A 20,830-nucleotide genomic window follows, 5' to 3' on the forward strand; every position below is an offset into this window, starting at 1 on the left:
ACTTTATGCACGGTGAGCCTCACCGGTCCGGCTGGGGCGTGCTTCCCTCACCACTGTGGTGCGTCCCCGCCTGCGCTGTTCGTACGATCTGAACGCCGCCCAGCACACGGTCAGCGCGACGGCGAAGGCCGGTAGCCAGAGGAGCCGGGAAACGATCCACTGCATCCCGTCCGGACGCGTGTGCAGGCCGGGCAGTGCGCGGCCGGTGAGAAGGCCGGTCGCGGTAACCGCCATCAACGCCGTCTGGTGCCAGAGGAAGACGGTCATGGCGCTGAGGTTGACCAGGGCCACCGCCGCCCATGCGGCAGGCTTCAGGAGTACCCGCCCCAGCGGCCCGAGCAGGAGCAGTGCCGCCCCGCACTGGGCGAGTCCGAAGGTGACCGCGGCCAGGGTGGGCGGGTTGAGATTGGAGATACCGGCGCCCGGTACGCCGACCATGGCCGCGGGGTATCCGGCGAGGAGGACCAGCAGGGCGGTGGCCGCCGCGCCGCCGATGAGCAGGATCCAGCCGGTCGTGCGGGACCTCAGGTCACCGCGGGCCCAAGCCGCGCCGAGGCAGTACGGGACGAGCCAGCCCGCGGCCACATTGATCCAGCCGAGCCGGGCGGGCCCGTCGAGCCCGAGCCGGATGATGTCGACGTGGACGACCACGACGACGGGCCACAGCGGGTGGAGCCGGGCGACGAGTGGTGTCAGGGCGGTGAGCGCGGCGAAGACCAGCAGGAACCACAGGGGTGAGAGGACGAGTCTCAGCAGGGCGTGCAGGTTGTCGTAGCCGACTCCGGAGGCGAGCATCGTGCCCGCCGTCACGGCCCAGACCACCAGCAGCGCCGCGACCGGCCGGAACAGCCGGCCGGTCCTGGCACCGAGCCAGCGGCTGTACGTGGTGCCCCGGGCGAGGGCCGACGCATAGCTCCTGGCCGCTACCTGTCCGCCCACCAGAAAGAACACCGCGAGTGTCTGGAATACCCAGGACACCGGGGCGAGTTCGGGCATGTGCTGGAGCGGGCTGGCGACATGGACCGTGCCGCTGTCGACGACCAGAGCGGTCACCAGCCAGTGGCCGAGCACGACTCCCAGGATGGCGAGGGCACGCAGCGCGTCGAGGGACCGGTCGCGGTGGTGCGGGGTCGCGGCGTCGATCCGCTGGATGAGTTCACGCATGACGGCCGCTCCCTGAGGGCGCCGTGCCCGCGACGATGCGGGCGATGTTCCTCAGGGACCGGGAACCGGGCCTGAGGTAGTCGCTGTGTCCGCCGGTGCCCGCGTCGAAGGTGTGGGCTCCGAAATTCCGTGACACCGGGTCTGTTCCGAAGCCTATGGAGACGAAGGGGAGGCGCAGACGGGTGTGCGGAATGCCGGCGATCCAGTCGTCCGCACCCCGGCCGGCCCAGACGGTGGCACGTGTGTGCAGCGCGTGGACGTTGTCGGCTCCGGTGCCGGGGCTCGCGTAGAGGACGAGGGCGGCCACGTCCCGCAGACCGGGCGCGGCCCGAGCGCAGACGACCGAGCCGTAGGAGTGGCAGAGCAGGGAGAGCCTGGCGGCCGGTCCGGCGGTGTGCAGGTCGTGCGTGAACCGTCGGAGCCCGGGTGCCGCCGCGTCGGCTCGACCGGTGGTGAGGGCCGCCGGGCTCAACGTGGCCGGCGTTTCGTAGCCGAGCCACGCGACGACGGCGGACTTCGGGCCCAACTCCCTTCGCAGGGAGGCGGAATCGTTCGTCAGGCGCCAGTACCTGTCGAGGTTGGTGTCGGCGCCGGGCACCAGTACGGCGATCCGCTCGGCCTGTGCCAGGTCTCCGAAGACCTCGGCGGTCCGGCCGCCGTCGCGGCCGTCGAAGAGAAGGAAGTGGCGGCGGGGGTCCGCCATCCCGCGCAGTGCGGCAGCCCGTTTCCGGTCGCCGTGGCCCGCGGCCATGCGCTCGGCTGCCAGGATGCCGTGGCGCGTGGCGGCGTAGCGGGCGTCGAGAGCGGCCTGCGTGGCGTCCCGCAGCGGGGCGAACTCGGCCGGAGCGGGTGCCGGTACGGCTGCGGGACCGGCGGCCCCGGACACGGGCGCGGCGACCGAGGTGACGACGAGCGCGGCCAACAGGGTCCGGCGCAGCCGGCTGTTGCGGGAGCGAGCGGGCATGGGGGGTGCGTCCTTCCTTCCGGATGTGCTTCGTGCTTCCGGAAGGAAGGTATGAACTGCGCTCTGTAGTCGGAGTCCCCCCGTGGGGCACACCTGTCGTGTAGCTCCGAAGTACTACGCGTAGGGCTGTGGTTCCGGAATGGGCGGCCGGCAGGCCCGCGGACGGGCGTCATGGGTCTGCCCACCAGCGAGAGCTGCGTACTGCCCGGGTGGCAGCGTGCCGCTCACCGATCCAGGGCCGGGGCTGACGCCCTGCGGGGAGGTGGCGCTCCGCGGCGGTCGCAGAGCGCCGGCTGTCAGACCTGCAGGGCGGCGATCTCGCGCACTGTCGCCATGTCACTGAACGGGATGAGCTGTTCGCCGACGATCTGGTACGGCTCGCTGCCCTTTCCCGCCACCAGCACGATGTCGTCGGGTCCGGCGGACTCCAGGGCGAAGGCGATCGCGGAGCGCCGGTCCGCGTAGCGTTCGAACCTGGTTCCGCTGCCCTCCAGACCCGGGGCGATCTGGTCCATGATCGCTTCGGGGTCCTCGTTCCTGGGGTTGTCCGACGTCAGGACGCACAGGTCGGAGCGGGTCCCGGCGATCTCACCCATCTGGGCACGCTTGGTGACGTCCCGGTCTCCGCCGCAGCCGAAGACGGTGATGACCCGGCCCCGCGAGAAGTCCCGGACCGCGCTGAGGACCTTGTCCAGGGAGTCCGGGGAATGGGCGTAGTCCACGATCACCGCGGTGCCGCGCGGAGTCTCGAAGCGTTCCAGCCGGCCGGGCACCGGAGGCATCCGGTCGAGTGCGGCCACCAGTCCGGCGAGGTCGTGGCCCAGGAGGTGGCAGGCCGCCACGGAGGCCAGCGCGTTGGACACGGAGAACCGTCCGGGGACCGGGATCGCCGCCGGGTACTTGCTGCCCTCGTGGTGGAGGGTGAAGCGGGTGCCGAAGGCGTTCATGCTCAGGTCCGTGGCCCGGTAGTCGGCCTCGGCGTCGATGCCGTACGTGGTGACCATGCCCGGCATCGACGGGGCGATGGCCGCGCCCACCGGGTCGTCCGCGTTGACCACGGCGCTCCGGCACAGCCCCTGGAAGAGGCGGAGCTTGGCGTCGCGGTAGTTCTCCATGGTGCCGTGGTCGTCCAGGTGGTCCTGCGTGAGGTTGGTGAAGATGCCCACGTCGAGGAAGGCGCGGTCCACCCGGTGGTGCAGCAGGCCCATCGAGGTGGCCTCCAGGACGACCGTGCCGACCTCGTGGTCGCGCATGTGCGCCAGGAGGTACTGGAAGTCCGGTGACTCGGGGGTGGTCAGGACGGAACGCGGCATCGGGATGAGTTCGTCACCGATCCGGCTTCCTGCGGTGCCGATCACTCCGACTCGCGCGCCCTCGGCGATCTTGAGTACGGATTCGACCATGTACGAGACCGAGGTCTTTCCGTTGGTGCCGGTGACGGCCACCATGTCCATGGTCCGGCCGGGTTCCCCGTGGTAGCGGGAGGTGACGACCGCCGCTGCCGTCCGGGTGTCCGCCACCCGCACCACGCACGCGCCGTCGGGCGATGCCCGCACCGCCGCGAGGATCTCCGGTGCCTCGCTGTCGACCAGCACGGCCACGGCGCCCCGCGCCAGCGCCGGGCCGACGGCCTCGGGACCGCCCTCACGGTGGCCGGGTACGGCGATGTACAGCGAACCCGGTGTCACGCGGTGGGCGTCGAAGCATGCTCCGGCGGTGATCGGGGTCTCCGGATCGCCGAGGAGGACCTCGTGATCGTGCCCGGCCAGCAACTCCCTCAGTTTCATGCAGGGTCCTCTCGAAAATGCGGCTCGCCACCCGGCGGCCGCCGCCGCGGGGTTGCCGACGGCGCGCCGCAGGAGCTGCGCATGGTGTGGGGTGCTGCCGTGTTGTGCAGCGAAGGCGGTGAAAGAACTCCGGTGGCGGAAGAACTCCGATGACGGAGGGGCGGGCACGGCCGGAAGCGGAATGGCGTCGCGGCGCGGCCGGCTGTTGGGTCCTGGTCAGCCGTGCCCGTGCAGGGCGCGGCATCGCGCCTGGGGGGCGGCGGGGCACAGCAGGTGAGGTGCCTGTCCCAGGCACTCCCTCACCGCGTCTGTATGGCCCATGAGTGGAGTGTACGTCCCGGGGGCCGCGCCGGGTCCCCGTCGTCGTGCCGGCCGGGGGCAGGGGGTATCCCGGCGGGGGCGCGAGTGGGGCGCGTACCGGTCGTGCGGGAACGTGCGCGGCGGCGTCCGCCGGGGAGGCCGGTGGCGTGCGAAGGCCTGTCGCGCGGAAGCGGTGAGCTCCGCGCGGCAGGCCCTCGGGACCGGTGGTGGTGGTCAGGCCGTGTGGTGCGCCGGCCCGTACCGGTTCAGGATCTCGGCGCTCACGCCGTGTGGAGCGTCAGCCCGTAGCGGTTCAGGATCTCGTTGATCGGCTGGTGCCAGGTCTCGCCACCCGAGGTGCAGTCGCCCCAGCCGCCCGAGGTGACTCCCTGTGCCTGGTCGCCGCTGATGAAGGAGCCGCCCGAGTCGCCCGGCTCCGCGCACACGCTGGTCTTGGTCATCTGGTAGACGGCGCCCTGGCTGTAGTTCACCGTCTCGTTGGTGGCCAGTACGTTGCCGCAGTGCCAGTGGGAGGTGGATCCGGAGCGGCATATCGAGGCACCGATGGGGGCCACGGCGGAGCCGCGTACGAGCTGGTCCGAGACGGTGCCCCAGCCGAGGACCACGGGGACGGTCCACCAGCCGTTGCCCACGCTCACCCAGGCGTAGTCGTCGCCGGGGAAGGACGAGCCCTGGAAGTTGCCGATGGCGGAGCCGTCCCATCCGCTGACGCCCCCACCCGCCTGTCCGCAGTGTCCGGCGGTGACGAAGCCGCCGTACACGGAGAAGCCGATGGAGCACCGTACGTTGCCCGTGTAGTACGGGTCGCCGCCCACGGTCCCGGCGGCGAAGGTCCGCGGTGCCTGGGCGGTCTGCTCGACGACGACCGGTCCGGCCGCGCGGGCCCGCTCGACGAACTTGCGGACATCGTTGTCATCCTGCGCAGAGGCGACAACGTTCACGACGACCTTGTTGGCCTCGGGGTCGACGTGCCAGCTGCTGACCCCGTCGGGCGCGTCGAGCTTGTCGATCCGGGCCTTGACGGTGTCGAGCCGCCGCGCGGTGTGGGTGACCAGGCGTACGGCCGCGCCGGTCGCCCGTACGGCCGCTTTCTGCTTGTCGCTGGTGACGGCCACGGTGAGGCCGCCCGTCGACTGGTCGATCCAGGAGCCGCCGTACGCGGCTCCGGCGGCGCGCTTCGCCTTTCCCTGTATCGCGGTCGCCGTCTTCTCCGCGGACAGCCTCGCCCTGGCCTGACTTTCCGTCAGTCCGAAGTCCTTCTGCATGGCGGCGAGCAGTCCGGCGGACGCCGGAGGGGCGTCGGAGACGGTGGCGGGGGTGTCTGCGGCGGAGGCGGAGGGGAAGCCCGCGCCCGCCCAGGCTCCGACGAGGAGCACGGCGGACAGAGCGGTTCGCAGAGCTGTGATGCGTCTCAAGGCATTGGCCCTTCTGTTGTTCCGGCGAAGTGGGGGAGGAACAGCAGGCGTCCGGGAGACGTCTCCTGAGAGCGCTCTCAGAGTGTGCCGCTCCGGACTGTAGCCCAGAGTCGTTTGCAGGTCCATGCCAATGCATGAGTGGCCGGTCGGGCTCACCCGTTGAGTAGGCGTACTCATCCTGTGGCCCCGAACTCGCCCTACGGTCACGTCAGATGAACAACGGGGCGGCGCCGGAGGGTGCCGTTCGGGGCGGGCGGGGCGAGGAGAGCGGATATGCACAGATCGTGGGGAGACGGGTCATGGGGACGCGGTTCGTCGGGGCGCGGTTCGTCGGGAACGCCGCGCAGGCTCGGAGCCGGGCTGACCGGTGCCCTGATGTGCTCGGTCGCGCTCGTGCTCGGCGGCTGCGGAACGCTGAGCACGAAGGAGGACCGCCGGTTCGCCGAGACGCTGGCCGACGAGTACTACCCGGGAGTGCTCCGAGTGGTCGAGGTGCACAAGCTGTTCCCGCAGGCGGGCGGCTCGGAGGTCGCCTTCTCCGTGACCGGCGACCCCGACGCGGTCGTCCGGATCCGCGTCGACGCCGAGGCCGGAACGTGCAATACGCATGACTGCCGGAAAGTCCTCGCCGACGCGATCGGACGGGGCCGGTCCGAAGCAGCCCGGCTGCGGCTCCTCACCCGTACGTTCAGGAGCTGCGGCCACGAGGTGATCGGGGTGGAACCCTCGTCCGGAGCCCCGTGGATCGTGGCCTCGCCGGCCAACGCCACCGTGTCACGCGTGCTCGATGACATCGGCTCCTGCGTCCGGCGCTGGGTGGAGGCGGACGGGCGCAGCGGTGGGACCGCGCACGCGCGGGGGGCTTCGGTGAACATCGTCTCCCCCGCCGTCGCCAGGCGCCGCCCGGCGGGCAAGAAGTCGCAGCCGACCGCGATGCGGCTGAGCGAAACACGTCTGCTGGCCGCCTTGCAGTCGCGTCCGTACTTCGTCGCGAGCTACTCCGCTTCGCAGGGGCGCATCGACACCACGGGCAGCGCCCGGATCGTCCAGCCCTTCGAGACACGGCAGAAGTTCGCCGCGACCGTCGGGGCCGCGGTGAGGGCGCGGCTCCGGGCGTCATACCCGAATGTGCAGATGAGCGCGTACCAGGGGGTGTGGAGGCTGGAACCGGGAACGGTCGACCGGCTCACCGGGTACGTGCTCTACTGCGAGCGGCCGGACGGCGAGAAGCGGTGCCTGGGCGACCGGGCCGTGGTGGTGACGACGGATGCGCGGGGCGAGCCGGTGGGCGAGGTGCGGCCGGCCGGCAAGGTGCGGGAGGGCAGGGGGCCGTTGCGGCTGCCGCCCCTGTAAGGGCCGCCGGGCGCATCGTGTCACGGCCGCAGGGGCCGGTAGCCGAAGCTCCGCCACAGTGCGCGGACCGTACCGCTGTCCGACCAGTGGCCAGGGGCCGGTGCCCTGCTGGTGTCCGTTGTCTCCCAGGTCCGGACCGGGCCGCCGGAGGCGCCGGGCGGCTCCCACCCCGGTTCGCCGGTGGCGGCGAATCCGGCCCAGGCGGCGGCCATCCGGTCCGAGAGGTGGTGATCCGCGGCCGTCGGCGCGCCACCGGTCAGGAACCGGACACTCTCCTCGCCGAGGTTCCCGAAGGCGAACGGGACGTCCGCGCAGTGCCAGGCGTACGCGACCGGCTGCGATCCGCCCCGCTGCCGTGCGAAGCGGGACAGGAAGGTGCGCCCGCCGGCCCGTGTGTGGGCGTCGGCGAGCCGGCTGCTGTACTCGCCGAACATCAGGTCTCCGTACAGGGCGAGGTGGACGTCGCCCACGGGGGCTTCGGGCATGAGCCCGCGGTAGCCCCGCGTCAAGGAGTCCGGGAGCCCGAAGTCCGCGGCGAAGCGGTTCAGCTGTTCCTCCGTGGTGACCTTCGCGCTGCTGCCGACGGCGTCCAGCAGCCAGTACTCCTGGGTGGTGTGGCAGACGAGCAGGTCGATGCCGGAGGCCGCCCCGTCGGCGAGGGCGGCGAGCGGGTCGGCGCGCAGGTGCACTCCGTCGGCGACCGGGCCGTAGATGACCGGGTCCCAGTGGTGGCGTCCTGAATGCGGGTTCCGCCGGTATCCGTCCACGACGGCGTCGGATGCCTTCACCAGCGTCTGCGGCGAGGCGGCTGTGAGTCCGGCGCGCGTCGCGGGGACCGCCGCCTCGACGGCCACCTTCTCCATGAGGTGTCCGGCGAGTTCCGGTGAGTAGCAGGGGCCGACCGCACTGTGCGCTATCGCGCGGCGGAACAGCCCCCGCGCGCCGTCCATGACCATCAGGCAGGCCACCGACGTCGCTCCGGAGGACTGCCCTGCCACGGTGACGTTTCCCGGGTCCCCGCCGAAGGCGGCGATGTTGCGGCGCACCCACGTCAGGGCGGCGACCTGGTCGAGCAGCCCGCGGTTGGGCGGGCAGGGGGCATCGCCGTCGGCCGGGACGTGGCCGAAGCCTTCGAAGCCGAGGCGGTAGTTGAGCGTGACGACGACCAGGCCTGCGCGGGCGAGCGCGGCGCCGTCGAAGTCGGGCTGCGCACCGGACCCGAAGGTGTAGGCGCCGCCGTGGATCCAGACGAGCACCGGCCGCGGGTGGCCGGGGGCGGCGCTGCCCGCGGCCGGGGTCCAGATGTTGAGGCTGAGGACGTCCTCGTCACCGGGCGACCAGCTCGGGGCTCCCGGCAACTGCGCCGACTGCGGTGGGACGGGCCCGAAGTCCACGCAGTCGCGGATGCCCGCCCAGGGGCGGCGGGGGCGTGGTGCCAGGAACCGGTCCGCTCCGAACGGCGGCTCGGCGTACGGAATGCCGAGGACGGCGACGACACCCCGGTCCGGGGCGCTTCCCCGTACCTGACCGCATGTCGTGTCGAAGACTCTCGTCAAGGCTGCTCTGCCGTCCTTCGCTCACCGCCCCTGCCGGGCGCGGTGAGCAGGATCGCAGAGCCCCTGGTCGCGGCGCCACCGAAATGCTCGTCACCGCGAGGAGGGCGCCGGGCCGCCGTCCGGGGACGAGTGGTCACGAGCCGGCCTTGCGTTTGTTGCAGACGTCGAAGCCGACTGCGGCGAGGAGCACGAGTCCCTTGATGACCTGCTGGTAGTCGGTGCCGATGCCCACCAGCGACATACCGTTGTTCAGCACGCCGAGCACGAGGCCGCCGATGACGGCGCCGAAGACCGTGCCGACGCCGCCGCTCATGGAGGCGCCGCCGATGAACGCGGCGGCGATGGCCTCCAGTTCGAAGTTGGTGCCGGCCTGAGGCACGCCGGCGCCGAGGCGGGCCGCGTAGACGGCGCCCGCGAGTGCGGCGAGCACGCCCATGTTCACGAACACGAGGAACGTGACGCGCTGGTCCTTGACGCCGGACAGCTTCGCCGCGGCGCGGTTGCCGCCGAGTGCGTACACATGACGGCCGATCACCGCGTTGCGCATCACGTAGCCGAACCCGATCAGCAGGGCGGCGAGCAGGAGCAGCACCACCGGGACACCGCGGTAACTGGCCAGGGTCATGGTGAACGCGAGTACGGCCGCCGCCATGGCCGCGCACTTGGCGAGGAAGAGGTTCCGGGGCAGGACGTCGAGTTCGTAGCGCTTCTGACGGCGTCGGTCGCGGACCTCCTGGAGCAGGGCGAAGGCCAGCAGCGCGAGCCCGAGGAGCAGGGTGAGGTTGTGATAGTCGGTGTGCGGTCCGGCCTCCGGGAGGTATCCGGTGGAGATCTTCTGGAAGCCGTCGGGGATCGGGCCGAGCGAGCGGCTGCCCAGGAGGATCTGCGTTCCGCCGCGGAACAGCAGCATCCCGGCCAGCGTCACGATGAACGAGGGGATGCCGACGTACGCGATCCAGAAGCCCTGCCAGGCGCCCGCGACCGCCCCGAGGGCGAGGCCGAGAACGAGTGCGAGCACCCAGGGCACGTCGTGCTCGACCATCATCACGGCGCAGGCGGCGGAGACGAAGGCGGCCAGCGAGCCGACCGAGAGGTCGATGTGCCCGGCGATGATGACGATCATCATGCCGATGGCCAGGACCAGGATGTAGCTGTTCTGGAGGACGAGGTTGGTGACGTTGTTCGGCTTGAGCAGGACGCCGTCGGTCCATATCCCGAAGAGCACGACGATCAGTCCGAGGGCGATGAGCATCCCGTACTGCCGCGTGTTGCGGCGGACCGCGTCCAGCAGGACCGTGCCGGTCGCCACGGAGGGGGCGGCGGCCGCCCTGTCGGTGCGCTTTGGGGTGGCGGTGGGGGTCTGGGCCATTTCCTGCTACCTCTTGTCGCTGGTCATATGGCGCATGAGGATCTCCTGGGTGGCCTGCGCGCGCGGGACTTCGCCGGTGAGCCGGCCGGCCGACATGGTGTAGATGCGGTCGCACATGCCGAGGAGTTCGGGGAGTTCGGAGGAGATGAGCACGACGGCCTTGCCCTGGGCGGCGAGCCGGTCGATGACGGTGTAGATCTCGTACTTCGCGCCGACGTCGATCCCGCGGGTGGGTTCGTCGAGGATGAGGACGTCCGGACCGGCGAAGATCCATTTGCTGAGGACGACCTTCTGCTGGTTGCCTCCGGAGAGTCGGCCGGTCTGCTCGAAGACGGTGGGGGCCTTGATGTTCATGGAGGTGCGGTACGACTCGGCGACCCGGGTCTCCTCGTGCTCGTCGACGATCCCGCGCCGTGACACCTTGCCCAGGGCGGCGAGGCTGATGTTGCGGCCGATGGTGTCGATGAGGTTGAGCCCGTACTGCTTGCGGTCCTCGGTGACGTAGGCGATCTTGTGGCGGACCGCTTCGGAGACGGTGCGGGTCCGGATCTCCCGGCCGTCCTTGAGGACCGTGCCGCTGATGTCTGTCCCGTAGCTGCGGCCGAAGACGCTCATGGCCAGTTCGGTGCGGCCGGCGCCCATCAGTCCGGCGAGGCCGACGATCTCCCCGCGCCGGGCCCGTACGGAGACGTGGTCGACGACCTTGCGGTGCCGGTCGATCGGGTGGTGGACGGTCCAGTCGCGGATCTCCAGGGCGGGGTGGGCCCCCGGCTCCCCTTCGTACGGGGTCCGTTCGGGGAAGCGGCTGTCCAGTTCGCGGCCGACCATGCCCCGGATGATGCGGGCCTCGGTGGTCGATTCGGCGTGTACGTCGAGGGTTTCGACGGTCCGGCCGTCGCGCAGCACGGTGACGGAGTCGGCGACCGCGGCGATCTCGCCGAGCTTGTGCGAGATGATGATCGAGGAGATTCCCTGGCTCTTCAGTTCCTTGATGAGGGTGATGAGCTGGGCACTGTCCTCGTCGTTCAGCGCGGCGGTCGGCTCGTCCAGGATCAGCAGCTCGACCTTCTTGGCCAGGGCCTTGGCTATTTCGACGAGTTGCTGCTTGCCGACTCCGATGTCCGCGACCCTGGTCTGCGGATTCTCCCGCAGGCCGACCCGGTCGAGGAGGTCAGCCGCGTGGCGCAGCGTCTCGTTCCAGCGGATGAAGCCGCGTGGGGCGTGTTCGTTGCCGAGGAAGATGTTCTCCGCGATGGAGAGGTACGGCACCAGGGCGAGTTCCTGGTGGATGATCACGATGCCGCGCGCCTCGCTCGCCCGGATGTCCTTGAACGCGCAGTCCTCGCCCCGGAGGCGGATCTCGCCCTCGTAGCTGCCGTGCGGATGCACTCCGCTGAGGACCTTCATCAGGGTCGACTTCCCGGCGCCGTTCTCCCCGCAGATGGCGTGCACCTCCCCCTCGGCGACGGTCAGGGAGACGTCGGAGAGTGCCTTGACGCCGGGGAACGTCTTGACGATGGACCGCATCTCCAGGACCGGGGCGGGCCCTGCCGCCGGGCCCTCCGTGGTGCCTGTCATCGGAGGTCGCTCGCCTTGATGTAGCCGGAATCGACCAGCTGGGCACGGTAGTTGCTCTTGTCGACGCTCACCGGGTCGAGGAGGAAGGCCGGCACGACCTTCTTCTCGTTGTCGTACGTCTTGGTGTCGTTGACCTCGGGCTTCTTGTCGTTGAGTACGGCGTCGGCCATCTGGACCGCCTGTTTGGCCAGGGCGCGGGTGTCCTTGTAGACGGTCTGTGTCTGCTGTCCCGCGATGATCGACTTCACGGAGGCGACCTCGGCGTCCTGGCCGGTGACGACGGGGTACGGCTTGGCGCCGGTGCCGTACCCGTCCGACTTCAGGGACGAGATGACGCCGATCGAGATGCCGTCGTACGGGGAGAGCACGGCATCGACCTGGGCGGAGGAGTAGGCGCTCGTCAGGAGGTCGTCCATACGCCTCTGGGCGGTGCCGCCGTCCCAGCGCAGGGTGGTGATCTGGTCGAGCTCGGTCTGCTTGCTGCGGACGACCAGTTGCTTCTTGTCGATGTAGGGCTTGAGGGTCTTCCAGGCGCCCTGGAAGAAGTAGCGCGTGTTGTTGTCGTCCGGGGATCCGGCGAACAGCTCGATGTTGAACGGGCCCTTCTCACTGCCGGACTTCAGCCCGAGCTTGTCGAGGATGTAACCGGCCTGGAGCTCGCCGACCTTCTCGTTGTCGAAGGAGGCGTAGTAGTCGACGTCCGGGGTGCCGAGGATGAGCCGGTCGTACGAGATGACCTTGATGCCCTGCTCCCCCGCCTGGTGCAGTACGTCGCTGAGTGCGCGGCCGTCGATGGCGGCGACGACGAGGACGTCCACCCCCTTCGTGATCATGTTCTCGATCTGGGAGACCTGCTGGTCGACGCCGTCCTCGCCGTACTGCAGATTCGTCTTGTAGCCGAGCCTCTTGAACTCGGCAGCCATGTTCTTGCCGTCGGCTATCCAGCGTTCCGACGACTTGGTCGGCATGGCGATTCCAATGGTGGAGCCCTTACCGCCCGACTCCTTCTCCTTGCTGCCGCCCTCGCCGCTCTGTCCACAGGCGGCGAGAGTGACGGACAGGGCGAGGGCGGTGAGGACCGTGGCGGTCCGTGCGGCACGCGGAACGGTCGCGGTGAGTGAGGTGCGCATGTCGATCCTCCGGGTGCGAGGGAAACGGCTGGGCGGGCCGGGGATGCCCCACATGGATTGTTCGGTATTTCGGACATGGTTCGGGCAGTGCGGCCGAAGAGCGCTCGGCACAGCGGACGGCCACCTCCGACCACCTCTGTCGAGTCGGACGGCGAAGCAGCCGCATCACTGATGTTCGATATTTCGTCGTACGTTCGAAATGCTGGCGTGACGGTAGTGAGAGGCCGGGAGGGGTGTCAATGGTTCGCGCAGGCACAGCCATCACAGCCCCGGCCGAGGAACGACTTTCGGCCGTCCGGTCCGAGCACCGGCAGGCGGCCCGCCCGGAGCGGCGCCGGGTTGTGGCCCGCGGGACGGACGCGGATGGTGGAGGTGCGGGCGGTTCGTCACACCGCCCGCCGGACGGATGGGACTCCCATACCGTCCGTCGGCCATACGCCCCGGAGAGCCAGGTGAACCCCGTGACCAACGAACCCACTTCCGTGGCCGGACTACGGGTCCCGGACACGGCTCTGGCACGCGAGGCGACCCAACTGGTCCGGGACACCACGAGCGAACTCGTCTTCCACCACTCGCGCCGCGTCTTCTGGTTCGGGGCACTCCAGGGCCGCAACCGCGATCTCGGCTACGACCCCGAACTCCTCTACATCGGCGCGATGTTCCACGACCTCGGTCTCGGTGAGCGCTTCCGTACGAGCGGGCGCCGCTTCGAGGTGGACAGCGCGGACGAGGCGCGGAGGTTCCTCCAGGGGCACCACGTCCCGGAGGACAGCGTCCGCAGGGTCTGGACCGCCATCGCGCTGCACACCACACCGGGTATCCCGCAGTACCTGGAGCCCGAGGTGGCACTGGTGACCGCCGGGGTCGAGTACGACGTACTCGGCATCGGCTACCAGGACATCTCCGAGGAGGACCGGTCCCGGATCGTCGCCCTGCACCCACGGCCGGATTTCAAGCAACGCATCCTCGGCGCGTTCACCGACGGCATCCGCCAGAAGCCGGGGACGACGTTCGGCAACGTCAAGGCGGATGTGCTGGAGCACTACGTGCCGGGCTTCGAGCGGGGCGATTTCGTCCGTACGATCCTCGACTCGCCCTGGCCGGAATGAGCCGGGCCGTCGCGGTGCCGTCGCGCCGGGTCAGCGAGCCTGGCTGATCGCCGTGCGGAGCATCGCCACGGTGGTCGCGGCCGCCGCGCGTTCCGCCTCGTCACTCGTCGCACGCACCCGCTCCTCCAGCAGCACCACCGCCGCCTGGAGCACACCGACACGGACCGGAACGCTCTGCATCGCGGTCAGAACCGCAGCGGCCTGCTCGGCCGGAGACTCCGTCGCGGCCTGCGGGATGAGGGTGGAGATACCGCGCCCGAGCGCACGGTCACGAGGCGGCTGAGCCGCGGCTGTGGTCACCGCAGAAGTCTGCCGCACCACGGGGCCCGAATCAGTCATCGACCTGGCCGCCGCGCCCCGGCATCGTCCTGGACGTGGTCGTGCACGCGTCTCAACAGGGCTGCCAGCTGCGTACGTTCCGCGACGGTCAGGGGCGCGAGCAGGTCGTCCTGGATGGTGAGCGCCTCCGCGTGGAGCCGGTCGAGCAGCGTACGGCCCTCCGGCGCCACGGTGACCGTGACGCGGCGCCGGTCGGTGGCGTCGCGGGCCCGCTCCACGAGTCCGGCGACGGCCAGGTCGTCCACGATCTTCACGACGTCGCTGCGGTCGATCGAGAGCCGGGCCGCCAGCTCCCGTTGCACATGAGGGCCGAAGTCGGCCAGTGCCGCCAGCACCGCCATGTGCCAGAGCCGCAGCCCGCGCTCCGTCAGCCGGGCCGCCAGTCGGCCGCGCGCGACTTTGCCGGTCCTGGACATCAGATAGGTCGTGAGTCCCAGGAGGCTGGGCGGGGTCTCGTTCGTGTTCATCACCTATATCGTAGGGCGTCACCAACGATGGGTGACAACCTACGGATGCAGTCGCACCGCCGGTGTCCGTCTGCCGGGTCGCGGACGTCGATGCCGGGACGGCGCGCTGCCTGGCTCAGCACGCCGTTCCGGTCGCGGGGACATGCGAGCCCCGGCCGGGGGCCCCGGCCGGGGGGCCCCGGCCCCGCACCGCCCCTGTAAGGGACCCCGAGGGGGCCACCTCATCGAGCTGCAGTCCTACTGACCGGGCCGATGGCGGGAGCCCGGCGCCCCGGGGCCGACGGTCACGCCGGCGGGCTGGCGAGGTCGAAGACGAGGCGTCCCGACACCTTCCCCTTGAGGACTTCGTCGATCGCGGAGTTGATGTCCGCCAGATCGCGGCTCTCGCGGACCACACGGGTGCGGCCGAGCCGGTGCAGCCGGAAGACCTCGGCCAGGTCCTCACGGGTCCCGACGATCGAGCCGACGACCTTCGTGCCGTTCAGTACCGTGTCGAAGACCGGGAGTTCCAGTTTCCCCTCCGCCGGAAGCGCCACGAGAACGAGCGTGCCGCCCCGGCGCAGCGCACCGTAGGCCGCGCCGAACGACTCGTTGCTCACCGCGAGCGAGATGGCTGCGTCGGCGCCGCCGAGCCGGTGCGTCTCCTCCGCGACGTCCTGGACGCGGGCGTCGATGACATGATCGGCACCCAGCTCCCGGGCGAGCGCCAGCTTCTCGTCGGTGACGTCGACGGCGATGGTCTCGGCGCCGAAGATCCGCGCGTACTGGAGGGCGAGGTGCCCCAGCCCGCCGATCCCGGAGACGAGGGCGCGGGTCCCCGGACGCGCCCCGGAGAGTTTCACCGCCTTGTACGTGGTGACGCCCGCGCAGGTCAGGGGCGCCGCGTCCAGTGGGTCGACGCCGTCGGGCACGGGCACGACGTACGTGCCGTGGGCGAGGGCGTACTCGGCATGGCTGCCGTCGACCGAGTAGCCGCTGTTCTGCTGCGCCAGGCAGAGCGTCTCCCAGCCGGAGACGCAGTGGTCGCAGTGTCCGCACGCCTCGCCGAGCCAGGGGATCGCCACCCGGTCCCCCACCGCGAGATGGGTGACCTGGTCGCCGGCCGCCTCGACGATGCCGATGCCCTCGTGGCCGGGGACGAAGGGCGGACTCGGTTTGACCGGCCAGTCCCCGTGGGCCGCATGGATGTCGGTGTGACACAGCCCCGAGGCCTCCATGCGTACCAGGACCTGTTGTCCGGCCGGGGTGGGGACCGGCCTGTCCTCGATGACGAGAGGCTCGGTGAAGCTGCGGACGACGGCGGCTCTCATGAGTACTCCTCCGCTTCGGTGCGGTGTACCCGGCCTCCTGCGCGAAACCGCGCCCGCCAGGCACACAAGCCTCGGAACAGAGTATTTCGGATGGCCGGTTCTCGCCCCTTCTCGCTACCGGCCCGGTCGTTACCCCCGCGCCCAGGTGCGCATCGCGGACCGCGAGGAGAAGTTCGCGACATCCTTGTCGAGAGGATGGTCGGTGTACTGGTGGATGCGCCAGGTGGCCTTGATGCGGGGCTTGCCCGCGGTGACGTAGTCGGCGATCCAGAGACCGTCCCCGGCGTACGACGTGGTGTCGTGGTTCAGCCAGAAGTAGCGGTTGCAGTACAGCAGGACCCGGTGGTGCGGCCGCAGCCGTTTGACCTCGCGGATGAACCGGTCCTTCTCGGCGTTGCTCGCACGGGTGCCCTCACCGTTCTCCTCCCAGTCGACGGCCAGCAGCTCCCCCGCCTTCTCCGGCGCCTTGCTCAGGAAGTACTCCGCCTGCGCCGTGATGTTCCCGGGCCACAGGAAATGGTAGAAGCCGACGACGCAGCCCGCGTCCCGTGCGCGCTTCGTCTGCTCGGTCAGATGCGGGTTGACGTACGAGCGCCCCTCGGTGGCCTTGATGAAGACAAAGTCCAGACCGGCCGTGTCGAAGGACGACTGATGCGAGCTGACATCGACACCATGGAGCATGGGCACCGCCTTCAAGTGGTCCGCGTGATTCCGCTTTCATCCGTTCAGTGCCCGCGACTTGTGGGTCCCATCCGTCGGAGTGGCAGAGGAATCGTTTCTTCGTCACCCGGAATAGCTCTGGGCAGTGCCGGGTTGGTGAACCGGCAGGGAGCATTTCACGCAGCGCAGGGACCATCGGAAGGTCGGATCCATGAAGATCGGCATCATCGGAGCAGGGAACATCGGCGGCAACCTCACCCGGCGCCTCACCGGCCTGGGCCATGAGGTGTCCGTCGCCAACTCACGCGGCCCGGAGACGCTCGCCGCGCTGGCCGAGGAGACCGGCGCCACCGCGGTCACCGCGGCGGAGGCCGCCCGGGGCGCCCAGGTCGTGGTCGTCACCATTCCGCTCAAGGCCGTTCCGGCACTGCCCGCCGGCTTCCTCGACGCCGCCGTCGAGGGCGTCGCGGTCATCGACACCGGCAACTACTACCCGCAGCGCGACGGCCGCATCGCCGCTATCGAGGAAGGCCTGCCGGAGAGCCGCTGGACGGAGACGCAGATCGGCCACCCCGTCATCAAGGCCTTCAACGGGACGTACGCGCAGGACATCATCACCCATGGCCGGCCCGCCGGCACCGCGGACCGGCAGGCCCTGCCGGTGGCCGGTGACGACACGGCCGCCAAGGAGACCGTCCGTGAGCTGATCGACGAGCTGGGCTTCGACACGGTGGACGCCGGCGGGCTCGACACGTCGTGGCGCCAGCAGCCGGGGACTCCGGTGTACGGCAACCGGGGTGACGCGGCGGCGATCGACAAGGCCCTGGTCTCGGCGTCCCCGGAGCGCACCGCCGAGTGGCGGGCCTGAGGCCGGGCGCGGGGTGTGAGGTCCGGGCGTGAGGGCCGGACCTCGCCTGCGGGATCTCGGGATACATGCTCGTGCGGGTCCCTGTTCCGCGCCCACGGACCGGGGGCATTAGCGCTTCAGTCCTCGAATGCGGTGCTGCGGCTGAGCTTCTCCCAGGTCAGAACCTCGGCGCGAGAGACGTCGAGGCCGGCGAGGACCAGGCCCGTGGCGTCGTTGCCGAGGGGCAGCCGGAGCGGGGGTGTGCTCTGCGGCCAGAGCGGTCAGGATGGCCTCGGCCGCCTTGTCCCGATCACCCCACTGCTTGCCGTCGGAGCCGGGCAGACAGGTGCGGACCGGGCCCACGGTCTCCTCGTAAGCGGCGAGCGGAGCGGTCTGGTGCAGGGCACCGCCCCCGTCGAACCCGGTCCGAACAATCCGGGCTCGACGATCGCACCTTGATCCCGGGCGGGGCCACCTCGTCGGCGAGCGCCTCGGACCGACCTCCCAGGGCGAGCTTCGTCGCCGAGTAGTCGTCGACCGTCGACACCGGGGAAGGTGAAGCGGCCGCCCATGCCGCTCGTCTGGACCACGGCGCCGGAGCCGTTGCGGCGCATGTACGGCAGCACGGCGCGCACCAGCGCGGCGGGCCCGAAGGAGCGCAGGTCCATCAGGTCACGCAGCTCGCGGTCACCCGTCTCCTCGACGGCGCCGATCATCCCCATCCCGGCGTTGTTGCCCACCATGTCAATCCGCCCGTACCAGAGCACGGTGTCCGCGACGACGTCCGCGATGCGCGCCGTGTCAGTGACGTCCAGCTGAAGTGCGACGGCGCGGTCGGGGGTGTGCGGCGACGGGGTCGTCGAGCGCTTCCGGCCTGCGGACCGTGGCAACGACGGTGTCCCGGGCGGCGAGGGCGCGGCGGAATCCGGTGGAGGCCCCGGTGATCAGCCAGACGCGGCCCGTCGCCCGGTCCCGGGTCGCCGCGCTGTGTCCGGGCCCGGTCAGCCGGTAGTGGCTCAAAGCTGCTCTGCGTGGACAGGAAGCCAGCCTCGACCTCCTGCGACAGGACCGAAACCTGGACGAGGTCGAAGCCGTAGACGTCCGCGATCCTCTGCACATCGCGGCAGTCTTCGAGCTGAGACCTGATACCGCCCAGCGGTTTGTAGGCGCGGTCCACGGACGCTCCGCAACCGGTCTGAGGTGAGGGGCCCGAGGTCCGTCGAATGGTTCAGCGGGCCCCGGCCGCTGGTGGCCTGAGAGCTACCGTCACACCGGCACCAGCACAGCGCGGATGCACGATTTCCTCGCACGATCGTGATCGCTGGACGTGCAACCGTGTCCATCGCCACATCCGACACGCCCTGAAACCAGGTGTACGCCCCACTTAGTGGTCTTGCTGGGGTGGTCTCGGTCCGCATAGACAGGGTGGCAGCGAGGTCACGTCACTCGCCCAACTCGCAAGGAGAAAAGCAGACTTGAGACGCAGACGAACAGTGAGATTCCTGCGCAGGGCGGCCATAGGCGCCGCTCTCGCGCTCCTCATAGGATCCAGCCCTGCATTCGCCGCCGACTCCATCGGTAGCGTCGACCCCAACGCAGCGCCGTCGACACGTCCAGCAGCCGGTCCCGAACTTCGGGTGGCTGCTGCGGGCAGCCGGCCAAAATCCGGTACAACTCCGAAGGCAGGGCCGGAGTTTAAGCAGGCGGCCAGTGTCTGGACTGTCACTAGCCCGGAGACCGTACTGCGTAACACGGTGACCGATGCCGATGGCGACAAGAGCAACGTGACATTCGAGGTCTGGACTACCGACTCGAACGGCAACGCAAAGGACCAGGTCAAGCTCACCGACGAGAACAGCTACGGCGTCCTCGTTTCAGACTTCATTCCCTCCGGAGGGACCGCCGAGGTCACCGTTCCCGAGGGGCGACTGAAGCAGGGCGTCACCTACACCTTCCACACCTCCGCCTTCGACGGTGCCCTGTACGAGACAGACTGGTCGCCGTGGGCGAAGTTCCGCATCAGCCCGTACGTGACCTTCCCCGCTCCGCAGTCGTCTTCCACCATCGACCCGGTGGCCCAGACCGAGCAGGAGATCTTCCGCAGTGATCCGGGAGCCCTGGCGGTCCGGTCCGCTGACGGCGGGCGGAGCTGCTCGAAGCCCAATGCGCAAGGGCAGAAGGTGTGCATCGAGTTCCATCCAGCATCGAAGGACAATGCAGAGTCTCTAAAATCCGCCCAAGCTGCGGTGTCGGATCTGGTGGAGTGGTGCGGCGGCAAGCCGTCGGGCCATGATTACATGAACCGCACCGACGCTTGTCTGAACGATCTGGGCGAAGCGACGCTGATATTTACGTCCGGTGGCGACGAGACCAAGCCGCCGTTCGGAACGGCTACGTTCAAGCTCCAGCAGCAACTTAAGACTTACCCGAACAAGGGCGCCGGTGGCAGTGACTTCGCCGAGTTCGACCAGCAGCTGTTTGTCACTCCGACGTATATCGACCCTGCTCTGCTGGGTGTCCGTCTGACGTGGAAACCTGGGGTGGTTTGTGGCGCCTGCGACAGCACACTGCCGACGTGGAAGAACTACGAGACGGGCGCGAGCGAAGCAGCGTACTGGCTGCCCAGCGACGTATACGAGACTCAGGTTGCCAGTACCACGACAAAGTGGCTGGGCACAGGCAAGGAGACCATCGGTCTCACCTGGGACATGACGGGGTTTGTCGATGTCGATCTCGATCTGATGGCGAACGCCGACTTCGGCTCCAGCGGTGACGAGCTCAAGGTACGTTGCGACGACCTCGTTCCCGGGGGTAGTACGCCAGGCTGCGTGCTGCCGTACTTCACCCCGGTCTACACCGCCGACACCAATCTCTACCCGGCAGCCGGTGCCTACTACTGGCTGATGCAGCACAGGATGACGGGCATCCCGGGCACAGGCGATGCACCCCTGCACTACCTTGGCCCGGACACCGCGGTCAAGACCGACGACGGCTCGACGTGGACAAGCGACGACAGTCGAAAGGTGGTGTGCCCGGACTCCTGGACACGGCATTCGATGGACACCGCATTGGGCTCGCCGACCTGTGACGAGTTTGCCATGGCCTCCACCCATGAGAGCGGCGGCTTCCCTGGCGGTGCCAACGAGGTAACGTCGGGCGACCAGTGCGCGCAGCTCTACGCAGCCCCATCCGGATCCACCTTCGGAATCTTCGCCGATACCCGGGAAGATAAGAACGGCCTTTCCAGTCAGGAGAAGTGTGGTAGGGCCACCATCCCCGGTGATCAGAACTCCGGGGTGTTCAGCAAATTTCCGGCCCCCTCGTGGCGGATGCTGGACAACGACGCGTTCTACCTCAGCAACCCCGGCTTCGAGCACTGTACTTCCACCGCCGCTTGTGCCTGGAAGCAGGTCAGCTAGCTCTGTTTGATGTGTGGGGGCGGGCTCGACCTGCCGCCCCCA

The 20,830-nt window shown here is 69.6% G+C and carries 15 protein-coding genes and 2 pseudogenes; 4 read left to right on the forward strand and 13 right to left on the reverse strand.

Annotation, left to right across the window (positions count from 1 at the left end; all coding sequences use genetic code 11):
* Nucleotides 1-3: 3 nt before the first annotated feature.
* From ACIO3R_RS09915 to ACIO3R_RS09930, 4 genes are all read right to left on the reverse strand, one after another.
* On the reverse strand, nt 4-1,164 hold the full coding sequence (locus ACIO3R_RS09915) for an acyltransferase (RefSeq protein WP_402104919.1): 1,161 nt from the start codon (nt 1,162-1,164) through the stop codon (nt 4-6).
* Nucleotides 1,157-2,128 carry an alpha/beta hydrolase gene (locus ACIO3R_RS09920; protein ID WP_402104921.1) on the reverse strand — a complete coding sequence of 324 codons (972 nt, stop codon included), beginning with the start codon at nt 2,126-2,128 and terminating at the stop codon, nt 1,157-1,159. Before ACIO3R_RS09920 ends, ACIO3R_RS09915 begins: the two co-directional genes overlap by 8 nt.
* A 296-nt stretch (nt 2,129-2,424) precedes the next feature.
* The gene (locus ACIO3R_RS09925; RefSeq protein ID WP_402104923.1) at nt 2,425-3,915 is read right to left on the reverse strand and encodes a UDP-N-acetylmuramoyl-L-alanyl-D-glutamate--2,6-diaminopimelate ligase; all 1,491 of its coding nucleotides are present in this window, start codon (nt 3,913-3,915) and stop codon (nt 2,425-2,427) included.
* A gap of 581 nt (nt 3,916-4,496) precedes the next feature.
* Nucleotides 4,497-5,651, reverse strand: coding sequence for a S1 family peptidase (locus tag ACIO3R_RS09930; protein WP_402104924.1), 1,155 nt, complete (start codon nt 5,649-5,651; stop codon nt 4,497-4,499).
* A 273-nt stretch (nt 5,652-5,924) separates the two neighbouring features.
* Here ACIO3R_RS09930 and ACIO3R_RS09935 point away from each other — a divergent pair, with 273 nt between their 5' ends.
* Nucleotides 5,925-7,004, forward strand: coding sequence for an SCO7460 family lipoprotein (locus tag ACIO3R_RS09935; RefSeq protein ID WP_385028779.1), 1,080 nt, complete (start codon nt 5,925-5,927; stop codon nt 7,002-7,004).
* 20 nt (nt 7,005-7,024) lie between these two features.
* Here ACIO3R_RS09935 and ACIO3R_RS09940 read toward each other — a convergent pair whose 3' ends face one another.
* The 4 genes from ACIO3R_RS09940 to chvE all read right to left on the reverse strand — a co-directional run bounded on the left by ACIO3R_RS09940 (nt 7,025) and on the right by chvE (nt 12,637).
* Nucleotides 7,025-8,560, reverse strand: coding sequence for a carboxylesterase/lipase family protein (locus ACIO3R_RS09940; RefSeq protein ID WP_402104925.1), 1,536 nt, complete (start codon nt 8,558-8,560; stop codon nt 7,025-7,027).
* Between the two features lie 133 nt (nt 8,561-8,693).
* Entirely contained in the window at nt 8,694-9,929 is a 1,236-nt protein-coding gene (gene mmsB, locus ACIO3R_RS09945) for a multiple monosaccharide ABC transporter permease (protein WP_402104927.1), read from the reverse strand.
* Nucleotides 9,930-9,935: 6 nt separating this feature from the next.
* A complete protein-coding gene (gene mmsA, locus ACIO3R_RS09950; RefSeq protein WP_402104928.1) occupies nt 9,936-11,507 on the reverse strand; it encodes a multiple monosaccharide ABC transporter ATP-binding protein in 1,572 nt (523 codons plus the stop codon).
* The gene (gene chvE, locus ACIO3R_RS09955) at nt 11,504-12,637 is read right to left on the reverse strand and encodes a multiple monosaccharide ABC transporter substrate-binding protein (RefSeq protein WP_402104930.1); all 1,134 of its coding nucleotides are present in this window, start codon (nt 12,635-12,637) and stop codon (nt 11,504-11,506) included. The genes mmsA and chvE overlap by 4 nt, the downstream gene beginning before the upstream one ends.
* 461 nt (nt 12,638-13,098) lie before the next feature.
* On the opposite strand from chvE, the gene ACIO3R_RS09960 reads away from it, so the two are divergent.
* The gene (locus ACIO3R_RS09960; protein ID WP_385028767.1) at nt 13,099-13,746 is read left to right on the forward strand and encodes an HD domain-containing protein; all 648 of its coding nucleotides are present in this window, start codon (nt 13,099-13,101) and stop codon (nt 13,744-13,746) included.
* A 30-nt stretch (nt 13,747-13,776) separates the two neighbouring features.
* Here the strand turns inward: ACIO3R_RS09960 and ACIO3R_RS09965 are convergent, their stop codons facing one another.
* The 4 genes from ACIO3R_RS09965 to ACIO3R_RS09980 all read right to left on the reverse strand — a co-directional run bounded on the left by ACIO3R_RS09965 (nt 13,777) and on the right by ACIO3R_RS09980 (nt 16,543).
* On the reverse strand, nt 13,777-14,046 hold the full coding sequence (locus tag ACIO3R_RS09965) for a hypothetical protein (protein ID WP_385028764.1): 270 nt from the start codon (nt 14,044-14,046) through the stop codon (nt 13,777-13,779).
* 35 nt (nt 14,047-14,081) lie between these two features.
* A complete protein-coding gene (locus tag ACIO3R_RS09970) occupies nt 14,082-14,552 on the reverse strand; it encodes a MarR family winged helix-turn-helix transcriptional regulator (protein WP_385028761.1) in 471 nt (156 codons plus the stop codon).
* A 284-nt stretch (nt 14,553-14,836) separates the two neighbouring features.
* Nucleotides 14,837-15,862 carry an alcohol dehydrogenase AdhP gene (gene adhP, locus ACIO3R_RS09975; protein WP_385028758.1) on the reverse strand — a complete coding sequence of 342 codons (1,026 nt, stop codon included), beginning with the start codon at nt 15,860-15,862 and terminating at the stop codon, nt 14,837-14,839.
* Nucleotides 15,863-15,991: 129 nt separating this feature from the next.
* A complete protein-coding gene (locus ACIO3R_RS09980; RefSeq protein WP_385028755.1) occupies nt 15,992-16,543 on the reverse strand; it encodes a glycoside hydrolase family 25 protein in 552 nt (183 codons plus the stop codon).
* Between the two features lie 172 nt (nt 16,544-16,715).
* Here ACIO3R_RS09980 and ACIO3R_RS09985 point away from each other — a divergent pair.
* Nucleotides 16,716-17,390, forward strand: a pseudogene (locus tag ACIO3R_RS09985) (NADPH-dependent F420 reductase); the annotation flags it as partial.
* A gap of 116 nt (nt 17,391-17,506) precedes the next feature.
* On the opposite strand, the pseudogene ACIO3R_RS09990 reads toward ACIO3R_RS09985, so the two are convergent.
* Nucleotides 17,507-18,374 (reverse strand): annotated as a pseudogene (locus tag ACIO3R_RS09990) (SDR family NAD(P)-dependent oxidoreductase).
* Between the two features lie 749 nt (nt 18,375-19,123).
* Between ACIO3R_RS09990 and ACIO3R_RS09995 the strand changes: the two are divergent.
* The gene (locus ACIO3R_RS09995) at nt 19,124-20,788 is read left to right on the forward strand and encodes a hypothetical protein (RefSeq protein WP_402104933.1); all 1,665 of its coding nucleotides are present in this window, start codon (nt 19,124-19,126) and stop codon (nt 20,786-20,788) included.
* Nucleotides 20,789-20,830: the final 42 nt, after the last annotated feature.

It is taken from the genome of Streptomyces sp. NPDC087428 (genome assembly GCF_044744085.1).
Lineage (GTDB): Bacteria > Actinomycetota > Actinomycetes > Streptomycetales > Streptomycetaceae > Streptomyces.

What these genes read in the sequence shown, in the direction of transcription:
- mmsA (WP_402104928.1), bottom strand. Translation starts at nt 11,507, where the DNA reads ATGACAGGCACCACGGAGGGCCCGGCGGCAGGGCCCGCCCCGGTCCTG.
- ACIO3R_RS09935 (WP_385028779.1), top strand. Translation starts at nt 5,925, where the DNA reads ATGCACAGATCGTGGGGAGACGGGTCATGGGGACGCGGTTCGTCGGGG.
- chvE (WP_402104930.1), bottom strand. Translation starts at nt 12,637, where the DNA reads ATGCGCACCTCACTCACCGCGACCGTTCCGCGTGCCGCACGGACCGCC.
- ACIO3R_RS09915 (WP_402104919.1), bottom strand. Translation starts at nt 1,164, where the DNA reads ATGCGTGAACTCATCCAGCGGATCGACGCCGCGACCCCGCACCACCGC.
- adhP (WP_385028758.1), bottom strand. Translation starts at nt 15,862, where the DNA reads ATGAGAGCCGCCGTCGTCCGCAGCTTCACCGAGCCTCTCGTCATCGAG.
- ACIO3R_RS09980 (WP_385028755.1), bottom strand. Translation starts at nt 16,543, where the DNA reads ATGCTCCATGGTGTCGATGTCAGCTCGCATCAGTCGTCCTTCGACACG.
- ACIO3R_RS09920 (WP_402104921.1), bottom strand. Translation starts at nt 2,128, where the DNA reads ATGCCCGCTCGCTCCCGCAACAGCCGGCTGCGCCGGACCCTGTTGGCC.
- mmsB (WP_402104927.1), bottom strand. Translation starts at nt 9,929, where the DNA reads ATGGCCCAGACCCCCACCGCCACCCCAAAGCGCACCGACAGGGCGGCC.
- ACIO3R_RS09970 (WP_385028761.1), bottom strand. Translation starts at nt 14,552, where the DNA reads ATGAACACGAACGAGACCCCGCCCAGCCTCCTGGGACTCACGACCTAT.
- ACIO3R_RS09925 (WP_402104923.1), bottom strand. Translation starts at nt 3,915, where the DNA reads ATGAAACTGAGGGAGTTGCTGGCCGGGCACGATCACGAGGTCCTCCTC.